Annotated in this window: 17 protein-coding genes; 2 read left to right on the top strand and 15 right to left on the bottom strand. The window is 30.2% G+C overall.

What is annotated here, in order from left to right:
• Positions 1-72 precede the first annotated feature (72 nt).
• From ACJ6WR_RS16090 to ACJ6WR_RS16070, 5 genes are all read right to left on the bottom strand, one after another.
• Positions 73-552, bottom strand: a complete 480-nt coding sequence (locus ACJ6WR_RS16090) for a hypothetical protein (protein ID WP_409415802.1) — start codon at positions 550-552, stop codon at positions 73-75.
• A 273-nt stretch (positions 553-825) separates the two neighbouring features.
• Positions 826-1,374 (bottom strand): hypothetical protein, encoded by a 549-nt coding sequence (locus ACJ6WR_RS16085; protein ID WP_409415801.1) that lies wholly within the window; start codon positions 1,372-1,374, stop codon positions 826-828.
• Positions 1,375-1,401: 27 nt separating this feature from the next.
• Entirely contained in the window at positions 1,402-2,085 is a 684-nt protein-coding gene (locus tag ACJ6WR_RS16080; RefSeq protein ID WP_409415800.1) for a hypothetical protein, read from the bottom strand.
• A gap of 104 nt (positions 2,086-2,189) precedes the next feature.
• Positions 2,190-3,023, bottom strand: a complete 834-nt coding sequence (locus ACJ6WR_RS16075; RefSeq protein WP_409415799.1) for a helix-turn-helix domain-containing protein — start codon at positions 3,021-3,023, stop codon at positions 2,190-2,192.
• Between the two features lie 145 nt (positions 3,024-3,168).
• Positions 3,169-3,882 carry a hypothetical protein gene (locus tag ACJ6WR_RS16070; protein ID WP_409415798.1) on the bottom strand — a complete coding sequence of 238 codons (714 nt, stop codon included), beginning with the start codon at positions 3,880-3,882 and terminating at the stop codon, positions 3,169-3,171.
• Between the two features lie 346 nt (positions 3,883-4,228).
• On the opposite strand from ACJ6WR_RS16070, the gene ACJ6WR_RS16065 reads away from it, so the two are divergent.
• The gene (locus ACJ6WR_RS16065) at positions 4,229-5,902 is read left to right on the top strand and encodes a tetratricopeptide repeat protein (protein ID WP_409415797.1); all 1,674 of its coding nucleotides are present in this window, start codon (positions 4,229-4,231) and stop codon (positions 5,900-5,902) included.
• 212 nt (positions 5,903-6,114) lie between these two features.
• Here ACJ6WR_RS16065 and tssD read toward each other — a convergent pair whose 3' ends face one another.
• From tssD to ACJ6WR_RS16025, 8 genes are all read right to left on the bottom strand, one after another.
• Positions 6,115-6,246: a type VI secretion system tube protein TssD gene (gene tssD / locus ACJ6WR_RS16060; protein WP_409415796.1), complete on the bottom strand. Its 132-nt coding sequence runs from the start codon at positions 6,244-6,246 to the stop codon at positions 6,115-6,117.
• 169 nt (positions 6,247-6,415) lie between these two features.
• On the bottom strand, positions 6,416-7,189 hold the full coding sequence (locus tag ACJ6WR_RS16055; protein ID WP_409415795.1) for a hypothetical protein: 774 nt from the start codon (positions 7,187-7,189) through the stop codon (positions 6,416-6,418).
• A gap of 106 nt (positions 7,190-7,295) precedes the next feature.
• Positions 7,296-7,952 (bottom strand): hypothetical protein, encoded by a 657-nt coding sequence (locus ACJ6WR_RS16050; protein WP_409415794.1) that lies wholly within the window; start codon positions 7,950-7,952, stop codon positions 7,296-7,298.
• Positions 7,953-7,966: 14 nt separating this feature from the next.
• The gene (locus ACJ6WR_RS16045; protein ID WP_409415793.1) at positions 7,967-10,744 is read right to left on the bottom strand and encodes an OmpA family protein; all 2,778 of its coding nucleotides are present in this window, start codon (positions 10,742-10,744) and stop codon (positions 7,967-7,969) included.
• 139 nt (positions 10,745-10,883) lie between these two features.
• On the bottom strand, positions 10,884-11,612 hold the full coding sequence (locus ACJ6WR_RS16040; RefSeq protein WP_409415792.1) for a hypothetical protein: 729 nt from the start codon (positions 11,610-11,612) through the stop codon (positions 10,884-10,886).
• 94 nt (positions 11,613-11,706) lie between these two features.
• Positions 11,707-12,192: a hypothetical protein gene (locus tag ACJ6WR_RS16035; protein ID WP_409415791.1), complete on the bottom strand. Its 486-nt coding sequence runs from the start codon at positions 12,190-12,192 to the stop codon at positions 11,707-11,709.
• Positions 12,189-13,385, bottom strand: coding sequence for a DUF4280 domain-containing protein (locus ACJ6WR_RS16030; RefSeq protein WP_409415790.1), 1,197 nt, complete (start codon positions 13,383-13,385; stop codon positions 12,189-12,191). Before ACJ6WR_RS16030 ends, ACJ6WR_RS16035 begins: the two co-directional genes overlap by 4 nt.
• Before the next feature lie 12 nt (positions 13,386-13,397).
• A complete protein-coding gene (locus ACJ6WR_RS16025) occupies positions 13,398-14,600 on the bottom strand; it encodes a hypothetical protein (protein WP_409415789.1) in 1,203 nt (400 codons plus the stop codon).
• Between the two features lie 560 nt (positions 14,601-15,160).
• Between ACJ6WR_RS16025 and ACJ6WR_RS16020 the strand changes: the two genes are divergently transcribed.
• The gene (locus ACJ6WR_RS16020; protein WP_409415788.1) at positions 15,161-15,337 is read left to right on the top strand and encodes a histone H1; all 177 of its coding nucleotides are present in this window, start codon (positions 15,161-15,163) and stop codon (positions 15,335-15,337) included.
• 144 nt (positions 15,338-15,481) lie between these two features.
• Here the strand turns inward: ACJ6WR_RS16020 and ACJ6WR_RS16015 are convergent, their stop codons facing one another.
• Together ACJ6WR_RS16015 and ACJ6WR_RS16010 are read right to left on the bottom strand one after the other, a co-directional pair.
• On the bottom strand, positions 15,482-15,751 hold the full coding sequence (locus ACJ6WR_RS16015; RefSeq protein ID WP_409415787.1) for a DUF3781 domain-containing protein: 270 nt from the start codon (positions 15,749-15,751) through the stop codon (positions 15,482-15,484).
• Between the two features lie 154 nt (positions 15,752-15,905).
• The gene (locus ACJ6WR_RS16010) at positions 15,906-16,163 is read right to left on the bottom strand and encodes a helix-turn-helix domain-containing protein (protein ID WP_409415786.1); all 258 of its coding nucleotides are present in this window, start codon (positions 16,161-16,163) and stop codon (positions 15,906-15,908) included.
• Positions 16,164-16,510 lie beyond the last annotated feature (347 nt).

Genomic DNA, 16,510 nt, shown 5'->3' with positions numbered 1-16,510 from the left:
TTTCATGTCACATAAGCCATACCGCATCAGGACGGACAAGGGTATTTCCTCCGCTATGTAATTTTAGTTTTCCTAATTCCACAAACTGTCCACTTCCGCCTGGGACATACTTATAGCATCTAGTGTTTGGCATTCTGTCACAATTAGTTCATTCACAGCCGAACGAAACGCAGAATCTTTTACAGAGGGATATTGTTTAAAAAATAATTGGATGTAGTCCAGTACTTCTTGTCTGGCTAGTTTTCTTTTTTTCGCATCTGCGATAAAATTTTTTAGTTGTTCTACAAGTGTATCAACGTCTTGAAACGTAGCGTCAAATTCTCCAAGAGAAGATTGGTCTAAAGCCATCTCAGAGGAATCCTGATAATTTAACTCCGATTGGAAGTCTCCATAATTTAGCTCCCCTAACCTACGGAATTGAAGTTTCCGCTTTCCTGTGGTAATACCTTTGAGTTCATCAAAATAAAATCGTAACCCAACAAATAAATACCAACTTACCAATAGCAGTACAACTACAAGTATGTAATTGCCCCATGAAATGTTTGTAAACATACGCTCATCATTTTATCGTTCTACATTAGTTTCTCAAAACCCCGATAGATGAAATAATTTCAAATCAGGATTTTCATCATTACAAGGCAAAGAAACATTAGGAAATAAACTACTACAAGTCCAGCTTTTTGTTGTACCCCAATTGTACCTCGTTGTACACTCAGTAAAATCAGGGAGAAAAAAAATAAAAAAATGTAGAAAAAATAAAAGCCTCCCGAGTGGGAGGCTAATTTTATGATGAACTAAACTATTTTTAGGGTTCCTATTTCTATTCTAAAATGATAAAAATTCAATTTCTGACTTATTATCCATTAGTTGCCAACCATTATCTGTTCGTATAAAGTACACTTCATGATTCACCGTATCTCTCAAGACATTTTTCATAGCAGTAGCAAAATCATTTTTTCTTCTGATTGTATTATAATTTACAATGGCCTTATTTCCAGAACTCATAATTCTGATTTCTTCAATTCCTCCAAATTCTTCATCTCCTACTTTTACACGTTGAATTTTACTTATTTTATCATCTTTGGGTGTAGGTAACAAATAAGGCCTTGCAGCGGGAGTAAAACTCACAAAAGAAGTCGTATCTCCAATTTTCTTGCTTTGAAGTACTTTTACAAACCCTTTTTCTACAAGCCCAGATTTAAGAATAGTATAAGCATGCGTTGGATCATTACAGAAAATATCATGGTCCACAATCTTAGGATAAACATCCTTTTCTAAAATAAGAGTAGTTGCTAATTTCTTATCTAACTTTTGAGGTTGGCAGCTTATCATCATCAGCATCGCTGTGGTTAAAATGCAGGGTAGCTTTTTCATGTTTTTAAGTATTAAATTATTAGTTCGTTAATATTCTTTGATCTGTTCAATCATTCGTTCCAATGTTTCAATGGCTATCTCCTTATCTCTTTCTTCGGCTACGTAAGCTTTGCTACGCATCGCGTCATAAGAAAGATTTACTTTATTTGGAGTGGAAAGAAATGGAACAATTGTTTTAAATAAATGATTCATTGATTTTGAAATAAGAATTTTCAATTCATCAGATGCCCTAAGTATTAATGCTGTCTGATCAGTTGAAAGTTTACATAAAACTTTACTCGATGGATTATTCATTGCAGTAAGTCTATCTGTTTTTCTCTCCATAACTGGAAAAGGTGCAGTGCCTAAGTAGTTCGCAAATCTTGATTCTACAAAGCTTATTAATTCATCTAGGCAGGAAATTAAAGTAGCTGTAACTTCCTTTAGATTATCCCTATCCAAATCATTACTCCCATTTATTTCTTTTATTTTATCTAACAGAAATAACAATGCTGAATAATAATTTCCAACAAGAATTTTAATCTGCTTCTCATTGGTAAGCGAAAAAACTTGTACAGTAAATTGTGACTGAATCAAAAAAGTTTGCTGAGTGGCTTTCTTAATAATCGCTCGTGATTGTATTGGAGTAATCATCGCAAGATCCGTTTTATTAGGATTAAGGGTAGAAGTCACCGTTAAATCCATCCATTCTAAAAGATAGGTTTGAGTCATTTTTTTTACTTTTACTTAGTAAATATTTCTCTCGACTTGCAATCGACAGTACTCTAAATCAATGCTTATAGAACATGCTTAACCCAGTCAAATTATGTTTATATTCAATGGGGATTTAATTGTAACCGGTACTCGGAGGGTGACAGGGAAGTATGCCTTTTAAAAAATGTACTAAATGAAGAATAATTATTGAATTCTAATTCATCTGCAATATTAAAAATCGTTATTTGCGAATTTTTCAATAATATTTTTGCCTCAATTAGCAATCCTTCACAGATAAGATCTTTAGCCGTTTTGTCTGTAATTTGTTTCACAATTTTATTTAAATAGCCTGGTGTGACACAAAGAGCATCCGCAAAAAATTGCACACTATGTCTCTCTTTGCAATGCAAAACAATATAGTTAATAAATTGCGCCACAAGTATTTCTTTCCGTGTTATGCCAAGCACTCCATTATTACGATACCTATTATAAATAATTTTAATCTCGTACAAAAATAGATTAAAGGAGTGCTTCATTAATTCATTATTATCAATACAATAAGTTACGTTTTTGTTTTTAAGATCTACTAGTTTAAAAAGCTGAAGTACTAATTTAAAGTCAAAAGTGTTAAGGGTAATACTTGGATAATATTTAGCACTAAAAGAAGAAGAAAAAGAAATTTGCTGAGTAATCATGATACATACTTGTAATAGTTCATTTCTTTCTATTATACTACAAAGAGTATTCTTTGGTATGTAAACTAGATCATGGGGGCTCAGTAGCTGAATTTGATTATTTAATTGAAGTTTCAAATTTCCTGATTGGATTAAAAGCATAGTGAAATTTGAAGTTTTGAAAGATAGGTCTACCTCCCAAGCATCATACTCCTTGATAAAAGAAACAAACAGTCCTTTCTCATCAGATTCAAAACTACTATTGATAAAATTTTTAATCATGTGTGATAAGTGTAAATGATACAATAAAAAATCCTTTTTGAAATTATATTCTATACCCAATACCATAATTATATACGTATTCTGGGATAAACAATTATCTCATCATAAGAGATAGATTATAATGAGATAATTGTGTTTTGTATTATTAATTAACTACTAGGCTGTTTTCTGCCAGACCTGCAACAAGTGCTATAATCACTGGAGATAAAGAAGTATCAAGAGCACCGACAAGACCTCCTATATGATTGCCATATGAACTATCCCAATCTCTGTCTTTTTTCTTTTCATAATATATTGAATACCTTGCAATAGACGTTGTAGTTAATATAACCCTCCTATCTTCATTATTTAATAAATCATTTGATAAAACCTCAGATTCATAAGCGGTTACAAAGTCATAAATGTCTTTGTATGGGTTAGTCTTTATTGTCGCCAAAGAATCTAAAAATGCTGTAATTTTTGTTTTAGCATGAGCCGTTAATACTGAATTCTCGATAATGGTAGTTCCACTATTTTGTGGGTTAATCAAAATTGTATTAATGATGTTGATTGTAGCTGGCGCACTGCAATCCTGAACAATATTAATGGTATTTGAAAGTCCTATCGATTGTACTTGCGCCATGATATCCTCAATTACAGTGCTACCAGAGTTTGCAGCCAAATATATTTCCAGAATCTCATTATGGAGCTTCCCCATATTATCGTAAGGATTTGTATTATTCTCAGGCCCTAGTAAAATCATTTTTGGTTCTTTAAAATTCGCTTTTTTATTAGTTACCAAATCAGCTACATTTCCTTCGGTAGTACAGGAAATAACAATAAACGGAAAGATTAAAATTAATAATACTGTATTTTTCATAATTCGTGGTGAGTTAGATATTACCGAGCAATTTTAGATTGCTCAATTCATTGCACCCGGGTAAGCAGAATTTTATTTGGTACGATACCAATCTTTTTGCTTTTGAATTCAAAGCAAATCTATAAGCAGAAATCAACCCTTGCAAGAGATTACTTATGGAATTCCATTACTTACACTATGGATTTCCACGAAATCCACACATTGTTTTAACCAAACAATACACTATTAATCAATTCTTTATGTTATTTTTAAAGTCAAATAACCAGAAATAACCTCATGACATCTTAATGAATAATCAAGAGGATTAAATTGACAAGTTAACTTTCCTTAACCCTCCTAATATATTATGGCTACTACATACATTATCCTCTTACTGTTTTTGGCAACTCAACTTGTTGCCCAAAAAAGAATTGCTGTCAGTCCCGACTCTTTGATTAATAAAGAGTATGCCTATTTAGACGAACAGATTGATGTTTTGAAAAGAAATCCATCCAAAGCCGCTGTATATGTTCACTCCTATTTAGCTAAAGCCAAAGCAGAACAGAATTGGAAGGAAATGGTCTTGGGATATAAAAATTATCTTTTGCTAAAACCTGATGAAAAATATAAGTTAGTATATGCTGATAGTATGATTTACGCAGCCAAAAAGTCGAAAGATAACGTACTAATTGGATCAGCATACCTCTCCAAAGGAATAGTCTACTATTCCGAAAAAGAACATAACGCAGCCTTAGACAATTACATCGTAGCAAACAATTACATCGCAAAAAGTAGCGATGCATACTTGTTTTACAAAGTAAAATATAACATGGCACTTATAAAATACTACCTAGGTTCGTATGAGGAGGCTATAGAGCTGTTACAGAAATGTGTGAATCATTTCAAAGATAATGATGACCGAGGATATCTTAATTCCCTTCATTCCTTGGGATTAGCGAATAATAGATTGGGGAATTATGGTTTATGTACTGAGATAAATAGTACTGGATTAACTGAGGGAAAAAGACGTAATAATAGAGAAGTAGAAGCTTATTTTATCCACTCCGAAGGTATCAATCAATATGGCAAAAAAAATTATGCTTTGGCAATTCAAACAATTCAAAAGGGACTTGATGGTATACGTAAGAACAAAGATTTTTCGAATGAAAGTGTAGGTTATTATTATATCGGAAAAAGTTATTGGGAATTACGTAAAACAGATCAGGCACTGCATTATTTTCGAAAAGTAGACAAAAGCTTTGATGACAAGGGATACATCCGTCCTGATCTACGAGAAATGTATGAAATACTCATAGACTATTATAGTACAAAGAAAGATCCTGAAGAAGAGTTATATTATATCAATAAATTACTAAAAGTAGATAGTATTTCTAACGGTACCTATAAATACCTAACAGGGAAAATACATAAAGAATATGATACTAAAAAACTGTTTGTAGAAAAGAAGAAACTCGAAAACTCTTTTAACCGAAAAAAATCTACAGAGTTAATTTTTATTTCTGTCATCACGCTACTAATCTTTTCCTCCTCTTATCTGATATATAGAAACATCCGAAATAAAAAGCAATTCAGGAAAAGGTTTGCAGAACTCATGATTAAGAATGATAACACAAATGATATTCCAAAACTAAAAAAAACACCTACAGATACGCTGAATATAAATCCAGATACAATTGCTGAAATTCTAAAGCAATTAGAGAAATTTGAACAAGACAAGAAATTCCTGGAGCAAGATTGGACCTTGGTAAAACTTGCTGCAGCTTTTGACTCCAATACTAAGTATCTCTCACAAATAATTTATCACTATAGAGGTAAAAAATTTGTGGAATATATCAATGATTTAAAAATTGACTATTTGGTTGAACTTCTGAAAACAAATAGAATTGTACGAAAGTTTAGTAATGCAGCATTGGCAGAAGAAGCTGGTTTTAGCTCCACACAACGCTTTACAAATGCATTTCAGCAAAGAGTTGAAATCTCCCCTACTTTTTTCATTAGAGAACTAGAAAAGCTACAGTAGTAGTATCCGCACTATCCTTATGTCTTTTAAAATCTTTCGAACTACTAATAACTAAACTTATATCCAATTTATTCCGAATTCTGAAAAATAATGAATTAATGTAAATAATGTACTTAAAATGAGAACAGCAAAGAATCTAATAATATTTTGATTTAGTTTATTTTTCGTTCAATATAATTATATGTTGACTAATACAAATAGAATAAAGGAAATTAATCCAATAAATCCACTTTAGCATTTCCAGTAGGCTTGCTTATGGAGTCTATTTCTTGTCTAAAATTGATATTAAATTCAAGTACATTATACTCTTCCCCGTCTATATGTAATTTGGGTAAAAAACTCATTTGTCTTATTTTTTTTAGATTATTTAGTATTAAAATATTACATATAATATGTAAAGCCTAGCTATTAACTATAGCTATCAAAGTTCCTTGCAATACCTTATTTTAGTGGTAATTGAACGAAATTAATTTGAAAAATAATTTAGATTTTATTTTTGAACTCTTCATTTTCTTAAATAACTTCAAGTTCAGTTTTGCCTTTTAAAGTACAAAAACGCACATCTAAAACAATTTCTTCACGAGTTTCTGAATTTTCAAAATAAAACGCTGGCATTCTATTCATTCTTTTTAAAGTTGCTAATTTATTATGAGCTGAGTATTCTACATAACTATCATTAGCGATTGGCATCACTTTAAATCCTGTCTTTAAATCATCAACCAATGCCGCTATTCTGCTTTGAGATTCATCTTGATTTAAATACATTGCTATTGCATTGTTTTTTTCTTTCTTCTTAAATTTCCCTATAAAATCATTATAATTTTCATCTGTAAGAGAATTAATCATTTTTTCATACTCAGAAATTAAAGCATCTTTTATATTAAATGAAACATCTTTTAAGTCGACTCCATTTTGCCATGCATCTAGTTTATAAGAAACATTTGCCATAAAAACACTATTGTGAATTATAAATGGGATTCCTGTTTGAGCTGGAGAGGTTTGGAAATTTTCAAACTGTTGAATGTATTTAAAATCTCCGAAGCTTACATCATATTCTATAACTTTATACCTAACAAATGCTTCTTTATGAAGTTCTAAGCTTCCTGGTAACGGCAATACTCTTATTTCTATATTATGTTCTCCTTTTTCTAATATACCGCCATTTATAGGAATATCCATGGCTGCCTGACCGTCTACATTTAAAGAAAAAACACAAACATCATTTATTCGCACTTCAAAATAACACATTAAAGCACTACAATCTAACTCGTAATATATTTGACTCATAATTGATTTTAATTTGGGGAGGCTTTTAAATACTTAAAAAAAATGTCTTTTGATTTCATTCTGCTATTTATACTAATCGCTATCAGTACAAAAAACTCATTGTTTATTAATAAAAATAATTTTTCAATACTTCTAATATGTTAAAAGCATTTGGATTTTCTTCAAGCAATTTTTTAATATTTTCAGGATTATTTTCTTCGCTTGGTTTTAATATTAATCCTCTTTTAATAATTACGAATTCACTTTGAGAACTTATATATTTTTCTTTAGTACTACTATTTATTCTATTCTCGTTATGTATGTCTACAAAAACGATCTCATCTGTAGATACGCTTTCCCACAGGTATTTTTTATCTAGATAGTCTCCTTTTCCTTTATGCTCATACTTTTTTAAAGGTTTTCCGTATTTTTTCATTATATAATTAAGGAATTCGTTGCTTTTCTCCATTTCCCAAATATCTAACTGAAAACCTAAATACTTATTTTTATCATAGGAATCCACAAAAAAAGAGATACTATTACTGTCTTTTATTAAATCGTCTGTATGTGTGTAATTATTAAATTTTATTGAACCATATTTAAATTTTTGAACATCTTCAGAAATATATGCTTTTTGACTTGTTATAATATTGTTGTCTTTAGAGAAGCTATCATCTATATATTCTGTAATATCCCGATTGTATTTAATAGTTTCTAAATCAGTTTGAGAATTACATGATGTCATCAATAAACTGATTGTGACTAATAAAATTAATTGTTTCATTTTTCTATCTTATTTTAATTTTTAATTACACCTATATTGGCACTTATACCAAATAATTCTTCTAATTCACTTATAACATCAAAAGGGGGAATAACATTTTCATAATTTCCTTTAGCAATTGTATAATCCCCTCCTCTGGTTTCTTCTACAGCTTCTTTATCTTTTGCTATTTTCATAGCAAGACTTGCGCTAATTTTAACTACGTACTCTGCATTCATTCCATCAAAACCTAATTTAGGTCTATAATACAATCCTTTTTCGTTATAATTTATTCCATGACCAAAAGTAACAGAGGCACTTGCACTTGCAGAAGCTTCAAAGTAAGCCACAACTTTAATAATTACGACCGCAGCTTCTCCTTTTATTTTAACTCCAACTTTTAATTCAACTGATAGCTTATTTTCACTTCTTAATTCAAATTTAGAATCTTTGGGCTTTCCAACAGTATTAAATTTAAAATCAGTACCTATCTTAATTTCTCCAGTAATAATCAAATCCATGTAAATATCTATATTGGCGCTTAGACCATTTTTTTCATTACCAGCTTTTATACCGCTTTTTAATGCTCCTTGAATTTTTTTGTATAATTCAGTAACACCTGGGCCAGCTCCTACCAAGGATCCAACTCCAAAAACAACTGCTCCTAATAAATCAATAGTTACTTCTAAACCTATAAGTGGTTTTGCTTGTAAACCAATAGTCACATCTGTACCTAATATAGTTTTATTATCTTTTGGGTTGGCTAAAAACCAATCACCCGTAAAACTCATATTGGGTGGTTTTACTGCAAAACTCATAGGTACCCCTTTAGGCGAAACAGATCGGGCAGCACCTTTTGTTTTATTTGTTACTCCATCTGCCAGAGCTCCTATAGAAGAAAATATATCATAAAGTTTTTTAAATTTCGCCTCGTATTCATATTTTAATTCTTTTTCTTGCTCATTATTATCCCATTTTGCTTTTAAACTAAATCCAATAGAAACATCTTTTTGTTTCCATCTTTTTTCAGCACCAATTTTCCCTGAGCGCTCTTGTAACTTTTTATGTTCGTATGGATCCATCCCCATCCACTTAACGCTTAAATCATTTGTTAGGTTCAAGAAAAATTCAAACGTCCATTTTATATCAGGGTATGCTTTTACCTGTACAGAGATATATTTTTCATCAGTAAAATATCTGCAAGAATGAGCATGAACATTATATACGGTAGCAGAATCTGTAGATTTTCCTTTAGGTCCATTTACTAAATTATATCTTGGCCAAATATATTCCATTGGCGAAAGATTTAAGATTTCTATACTAGAATGAACAGGGAAAGTCATAGTATCTCCCTTCTTTTCTTTACCTTTTTTCTCGCTATATTCTGGAGATGTTACTCTTATTTTCTTTTCGTGTTTATTCTTTTCTCTAAAACAAGCTTTATTTTGAAATTCCGTTATATCTATGGTAACATTTTTATCCTTGCTCGGTGCAACCATTTCATAAGTTATGGTTTGCGCATGTCCATTAAAAGTAAATGAAACATCAACTCTACGAGCTTCTTTATATGTAAATTCGTCTTTATGCTTTATATTATCTTTACCTTTTTTGTCATCATTTGCTTGCACTGTTATGTTTCCTGCTTGTATTTGTATTTCTCCATATCCTTTAGAGATTATTCTTTTAGGGTTTAGCCCTCCATCTACAAACAGTTTTTTTACAGCGTCACTTCGCCTTTGAGATAATCCTTGGTTATAGTTCTCTTTCCCGATTACGCAAGCATATCCGGCAACAGTAATACTTGAATACTCGTGCTCTAACAAAAACTGCAAAGCATTATTTAGTTTACTATTTCCTTCACCGTTAATTATAGAACTATCAAAATCAAAAATGATTGTTTTGGTAATTGTTTCTTGTGGGTAATTTGCTCCTTTACTACTTACTCCTTTGTCAAACACTATGACTTTATCCAAAGCAATTGTCTCAAACTTGCAAGGTTCGTACCTAGTTGCATTTTTGTCTGGTTTTCCAACTTTTAAAGGAGTTAAGTTTGTGGGAGTTTTAACATCTGAAGATTCTATTTTTTTTAATATTTTTAAAAATTTTGCATGTTCAATATTATGTTTACTATCTCCTATATATTTTCCTGTTGTGGGATCTTTTACTTGTACAAAAAACTGTTCCGTTTCTCTCATAAGTTTCATTTTCCCATACCATGTAAAAGTATTTGACATTGCTAGGTTTATTTCACCATCTATAACATCTACACTAGTATATGTATATACTAAGGTACTAAAACCTGGCAATTTTCTAAAAACATCTACGATTAAGTTCTTATGACCGTTTAACCCTTCCGTTTCAATATTTAAATATATAGTATTCCCATATGAAAAAAGATGGGTTTTACTTACGTCATCACCATCATTTCTTGTACACCATTTACTTCTTATTATTTTTGGCTGACAATATCCACTTATCAAAAGCCCACAATCTCTAGAAACATCCCTTTTTCCAGAAATACTTGCCTCAACGTAATACTCAAAAGGACCACAAAGGTTTCTTGAAATTTTGACACCATATTTATTATTGAATGGCAATGTTTTCTGCTTTATTATAGTTTTTGCTCTTCTGTCTTGCAACATCCAAGTAAGGTTTTTCTTTTTCTCAATTTCAGTTACGCCTTCATCCCATTGACCAACTGTAAATAATACAAATTGGTCTGGATCTATCGTTACTTTTTTATTAGGAATAGACAAGCTGCTTTTTACAGTTCCTTCACCAGTCCATTTTATTTTTTTTACTCCTTTTGCCATAACATTAAAATATATTATTTACTATTATTCTCACTACCTACGTATTTTTACTTTTTTCTCCATATTCTTCAATTTGAACACAAGAGTTGGTAATGAATGACTAATATGCAAGTGCAAGAAAGTGTTGATATGAGTTTTTTCATCTCTGACGTATTATATTAATATGGTTGTCAATTATATCAAAATAGCCTTTTACATCCCTATTCTCAAAAAATATAATTAGATGCTTGTCTATCGTTATAAATGCTTCTAAATTATCACTCCAAATACTTTCGTCGGAAATGGTGTCAATTTTTACAAATTTATTATTGTCAATTTTTGCTAAAAAAGTATTATTATAATCCGTTACAATATGATACAATTGACCTTTGAATGGAAAAGAGGCAAGTGTTAAAGCTCCTACACTGTCAAGCAGTTGTTTAGTTCCTTTATTCGATTGGGATTCATAGCTAATAATTATCTTACTTTTCTTTTTTCTTCGTTTGGTTTTCTTAATAACAGTCAATAAAGCTGGATTTTTAATTTCAAGAATCTCAGAAAAACCATCTAAATGAGCCAAGCTATTTGTTACATAATATTTGCCATTAAGTTTGTTTACAGCAACAGGACAAGTTGCAGAAGCAGAATACTCAATATTGGTCTTTTTATTTTTGAATTTAACTGTACCACCCCATTCACCGCTACAAGTTTTAGATACAATATATAATTCGTCTTCATAAATATTCTCTTGATTAAACTTAAAATCATTCTTATTTCTATATGTTAAACCGTCATTTTTAATGTATTCTTTAATAACAAAAATTTTACTGTTCTGTCCTATAGAGTTTAATGATAATATAAATGTTATCAAAGTGAAATATTTATTCATTTATGATTGTCTTAAAATTACTCCCAAACTACTTTTTACTATTCCTTGGTCATCCCTTTTTATTTTATCTACACTTTTAACCATATTGTTAGTGTTATTTTTTCATTATCACATTCCAATCTTTATCGAAACTAACTAAAATAGCACGGTCGTAGATAGGAGTCTTTTTATTAACAATAAGTCCCTCATCTTCATTTTTTCTTGTTCCTGATTCCTGTTCTGAAATAGTTTCGGCTTTACTTAAGTCAATCTTTGATCCTAGTGTTACATCAGAACTAAAAACTAAATCATAAAGTTTTGAATTAACCAAAATTTTCCGGTTACTATTACTGATTTTTAAGTATCCAAAATATTCATTATCATTCTTTTTTGTTGGTATGATAAAAAATGAGTACCCATTTTCATTAAAACTTAGTTCTAAAAAAACATTATCAAAATTTTTCATTTTTTCATATAATATTTTTTCTGCTCTATGAGGCACAACATAGGAATAAACTTCGTTTTTTGAAAAAGTTTCTTCTCTTTTATAGGATTTGCATCCAATTAAAATAAATAATAAAAACATCAATATTTTTCTCATCTTCCAACTCTTAGGTTTAAACATTCTAATCCAATATTAACTATTTTTGAACCTTCTCCCTTGCCATAAGTTTTTCCTATTTTTTTAGTTTCTACTCCTTTTGGAGTTACTCTACCAATAGAGACCTCGGCATTCTTGCTTGAATAATTCCAACTATCTAAAGCGTAAATATTTATTCCTAAACTTTTTGCTGTAACTTTATCTTTTTCAGATGTTCCAAAACCATTTTCTACTGTATCTTGACCTCCAATTTGATTTGAATTCCTAGGAGCGGACTTCATCAAATTATGCGTATGAACTTGGCCTAAAAGAGCATATTTTTGAGTGTTAACTTCAATTAATGGTTTTGAATCTCCAATAGTATAACTATCAATTTCTGTCTCTCCGTCAATCCCTTCTAAGCCTAAAACAGCAATGATCTTGGCAGTTGTACGATCTAAAACAATAAATACTTGTTGTTCAGTTTTATTTGTCAAACGATGTATTTCTTGAATCTTACCCTGTATCTGCATATTGTCAACAGTAACTACAATACTTGCACTTTTTAGTTTATTATTTTTATCATTGAAATCTGTAATTTCATTGAAATCTTGAAAATCATATTTTGCAATCATTCTGATATCTCCATCAGTATTTCCATAATTAATAAGTACTGAAGCATCAGTTTTATTAATGTATATATCATTAATGTTTTCAGCATCACTATCCTCCATACCTTTATAAGTAGGCTGTTTTTTGTTCATATCTCTTACATCAACCATAGGGTTTATAAGATTGTGAATCATTGGATTTGCATTTTTAAAATTTTGCTCACTGGTTTCTGTAACCTGTCCATGCTTAGTAATTTCAATACAATCTGGTGCTCCCATAGGACATGTGCCTTTGCTATCCTCTAGTAGTACCTTTCCTTGATTGGATAAAATCATTTTTTCATAAAACCCACTCCATTTGGTAATTTGTGCTTGACATGGCAAGTAATCACTTCCTGTTGGTTGCTTCTTACATTTACCAAAAGTATTTTTCTCTAACGTTTGTCCAATATCTTTAGTGCTCGCAATTAGTTTTTCTGCACCGTCTTGATCATTGGCATAGTGCTTTGTTTGCGTTTTTACCTTAAGCTTATCTGTTTTAGGTTCTACACTAAATTTACATTTACAAGTAGCACCATGTACTACAATATGTTTTTCGCTCATAAATTGTCTTAATTATCTACCTCTAAAAACATCTCCAATCATTTTAAAAATGCCATCATCTTTTTTCTTCCCTGCTCCCACATAAAGCGAGTTTGTTCTTAAGAATTGGTTTTCTTTCTCCTTTAAATTCGAAACTACAACTGTGTACTTCTGCGGTATATCAAGTGCAAGAGTACATTCTATGAATAAAGTTTGTATGGAGTAATTATTGGGATTTAGGAAATATTTAGCTCTATAACTACCAGTAGTTTCTTGACTAGACAGAGATTTAGAAGAATGACCTAATTCATTCTCGAATTCCGTTTTCATTCTCTTTTCATCTAGTACACCTTTCAAGTTAATATTTATCAAATCATTCTCATCAAGATATTCATCAACCTTCTGTTCAATGTCAAATATTAAGTCATCGCTTTTTGCAATAAACGGGAAATAAGTATAACCTTTAAATGCCAATTTCGAGGTGTAATCTGTATGAATTCCGTTAAAAAAAGATCTTATAAACCAATCATTAGCAAGCACTAATGATAAAGTTTGATTACTTTCTAGATTTTTCTCAAACAGAGTTAGATATTTTATAGTTTGTTCTCCCGGGTAATTCTCAAGGATTTCATTTTTTCTTATTTGCCAACGTTCTTCTATCTCTTCATAATTATGGACATCCATCCATTCTCCTTCTTGGTCAATCACCACTCGTAAGGGGTATAAAACGCTCGATGTTTTTTCAGCAAGTTCATCAGCTACTAAATCAGCTTCAGTATCATTGATGTATATTTTTGATAATCGGTCAATTTCAAATAAAGAATAACCATTGTTGTCAGTTGTAATCCAGTTTACACTTACTTCATATTTTAAAGTGTCGATTTGTTCACCATTTTCAATCGTATACATAACACCATATTTATTCTTTATTGTTACGTGATTGAAAGGAATTTTATGACCTTTATTTAATACTGCTTTTTTAAGAGGAATTTCTTCAGGTTCACCATTTATCTGTAATTTGACACGACGTAAAAGTAAAGACTTCAAATGACTAGGAAAATTAGCATTTATCACATCCTCATCTGCCACACAATGTATATTATGATAGGTTCTTAAAGTTTGCCATTCGACACCAAGTTTTTTAGCAACACTTTCAAATGTATCTCCTTTTTCTATAAAATACCTATCATGAGTATCATCATTTCTTTCGGCTACATAAAAACTGTTTTCCTTCATAAATTTGTATTTCCAAAGTTTTTTAATAATCAGCTACTCAAAAGACAGTTATGATTTATAGTAAGTCTGATGCACAATTAGAAACATTATAATAACTTCACTAAATAAAAAAGTCACCTATTATAATTTCTTGCCATGTTATATTTTTTGTTATTTAAAATATAAACATAATCTCACAAACATAAGTGCCTTTTAACGTTTATACAATACCCACTTTTAGTGATATTTTAAAGAAAAATCTGTTAATTAAATAACCGTCTGAGATGCAAATTATTGTTATTGCGACCTTAATTTAAATAACATCGTAAAAGTATTAACATAGGTATCTGTAAGACATAAGATATCAACAACTTGTAAATCAAAATTAGAAACTTAAAAACTATTGAAAGTATATAAAAAAATTTCAGTCAGACAACAAAATCCTAGAACAAGATTGGGTATTCGTAAAACTCGCTGCTGTCTGCCACTCCTAAAATCTGCAATAAAAAAATTAATTACTTCTAATTTATATATTAAAAACAAAAAGAATATTTTTGGATTTTGAAATTAAAAATAAAATCATGAAAGATCTAGTATCAAAAATCAATGCAGAATTTGAAACATTCAAAACAGAATCAGAATCATTAATCGAGAAAGGTGTGAAAGCTGCGGGACCAAGAGCACGAAAAGCAACTTTAGAAATTGAAAAACTATTAAAAGAATTTAGAAAAGTTTCAATAGAAGCGGCTAAGAAGTAATTTGAATAAAATAAATAAACCCTACTTAGATTTTTTAAGTGGGGTTGTTTTTTCCATCTTTTCTTTTTTATTTAAAAGAGTCAGACAATTATTGCAATAATTGTGATCGTGTTTATTTTAAATTATTTAGTTTTTTTTAGGCAATTATTTTTTAATTTTAGTAATTCGGTCAACAGTTATAATTCTGTATGTATATGAGTTTACCGTAATTCCGATGTCATTTTCGGTATTTGAAATGTAATAGTTTTTACCATTTTTAAGAAAGAACTTTTCTTGAGTTTCTTTTATGACACCAAAAAGCATTGTTTCAATTTCAGATTTTGTAAAGTTACTATTTAGTTTTTTGTTTATTCTGTCATAAACTAGCTCAGTGTAACAAATGTTGTTTAGAATTTGAGTTTTGTTTATAATCATTTTAGTATTTGATTTATAGATAGAATTTTGATACAATTGTCTCTAACACCTGTATCGGTTTGTTTAGTTATTTATGGCGGAGAGAATATTTAGAAAAATATTTTTACTATTCCTTACATAGTGCAGTATAAAAAAAGATGCTTAAGCATCTCATTTAATGCATATCTTCACTCTTTATTTCGAAATCAAAGTTTAATAGTTCTTTTGGATGAACTCCTAAACCTGTAGCTATTCTTATAATAGTTTCCAATGTTGGATTACCAGTTCCGATTTCATATTTGTGATAATTACTGGAGTCAAATCTTGTTTTGCTATCTACTCCGCTTAATGTTTTTATTTTCTCTTCACGTATTCTTTTTAAATTTTCACCAAATGCTTTTCTATAATCTTTCAACAATTTATCTTTAGCCATGTTCTTTATTTGAACTTACAATTTTCAATTTTTTATAAAAATATTCATGGTGATATATCACCATGAATATTTTTTTCATATATTTGATATCAATTCATCATTTGAATTGATATATTTGCGATACTTCACATAAAAATATTTGAAGCATTCGCTTTGAATCCTGCTCCTTAAAACTGGTAATTTTCGTACGCGCAGGACGATAAGTGTAAATGCTCACGCCTTAAAGGGCGTGGGCTCACTTATTCGCGTACGGGTATACCAGTACCTTAGGAGCAATAAGCTGAGTACCTGCCCTTTTTTTATTTTAAGCAAATTCTTCGGTTTTCATTCTTAGCGTTAAATCTTCA

This window comes from Flavobacterium sp. PS2, assembly GCF_046250155.1.
In the GTDB taxonomy this organism is placed as follows: Bacteria; Bacteroidota; Bacteroidia; order Flavobacteriales; family Flavobacteriaceae; genus Flavobacterium.
Note: the sequence above shows the minus strand (reverse complement) of the source record. Positions and strands in the feature narration are given on the sequence as shown.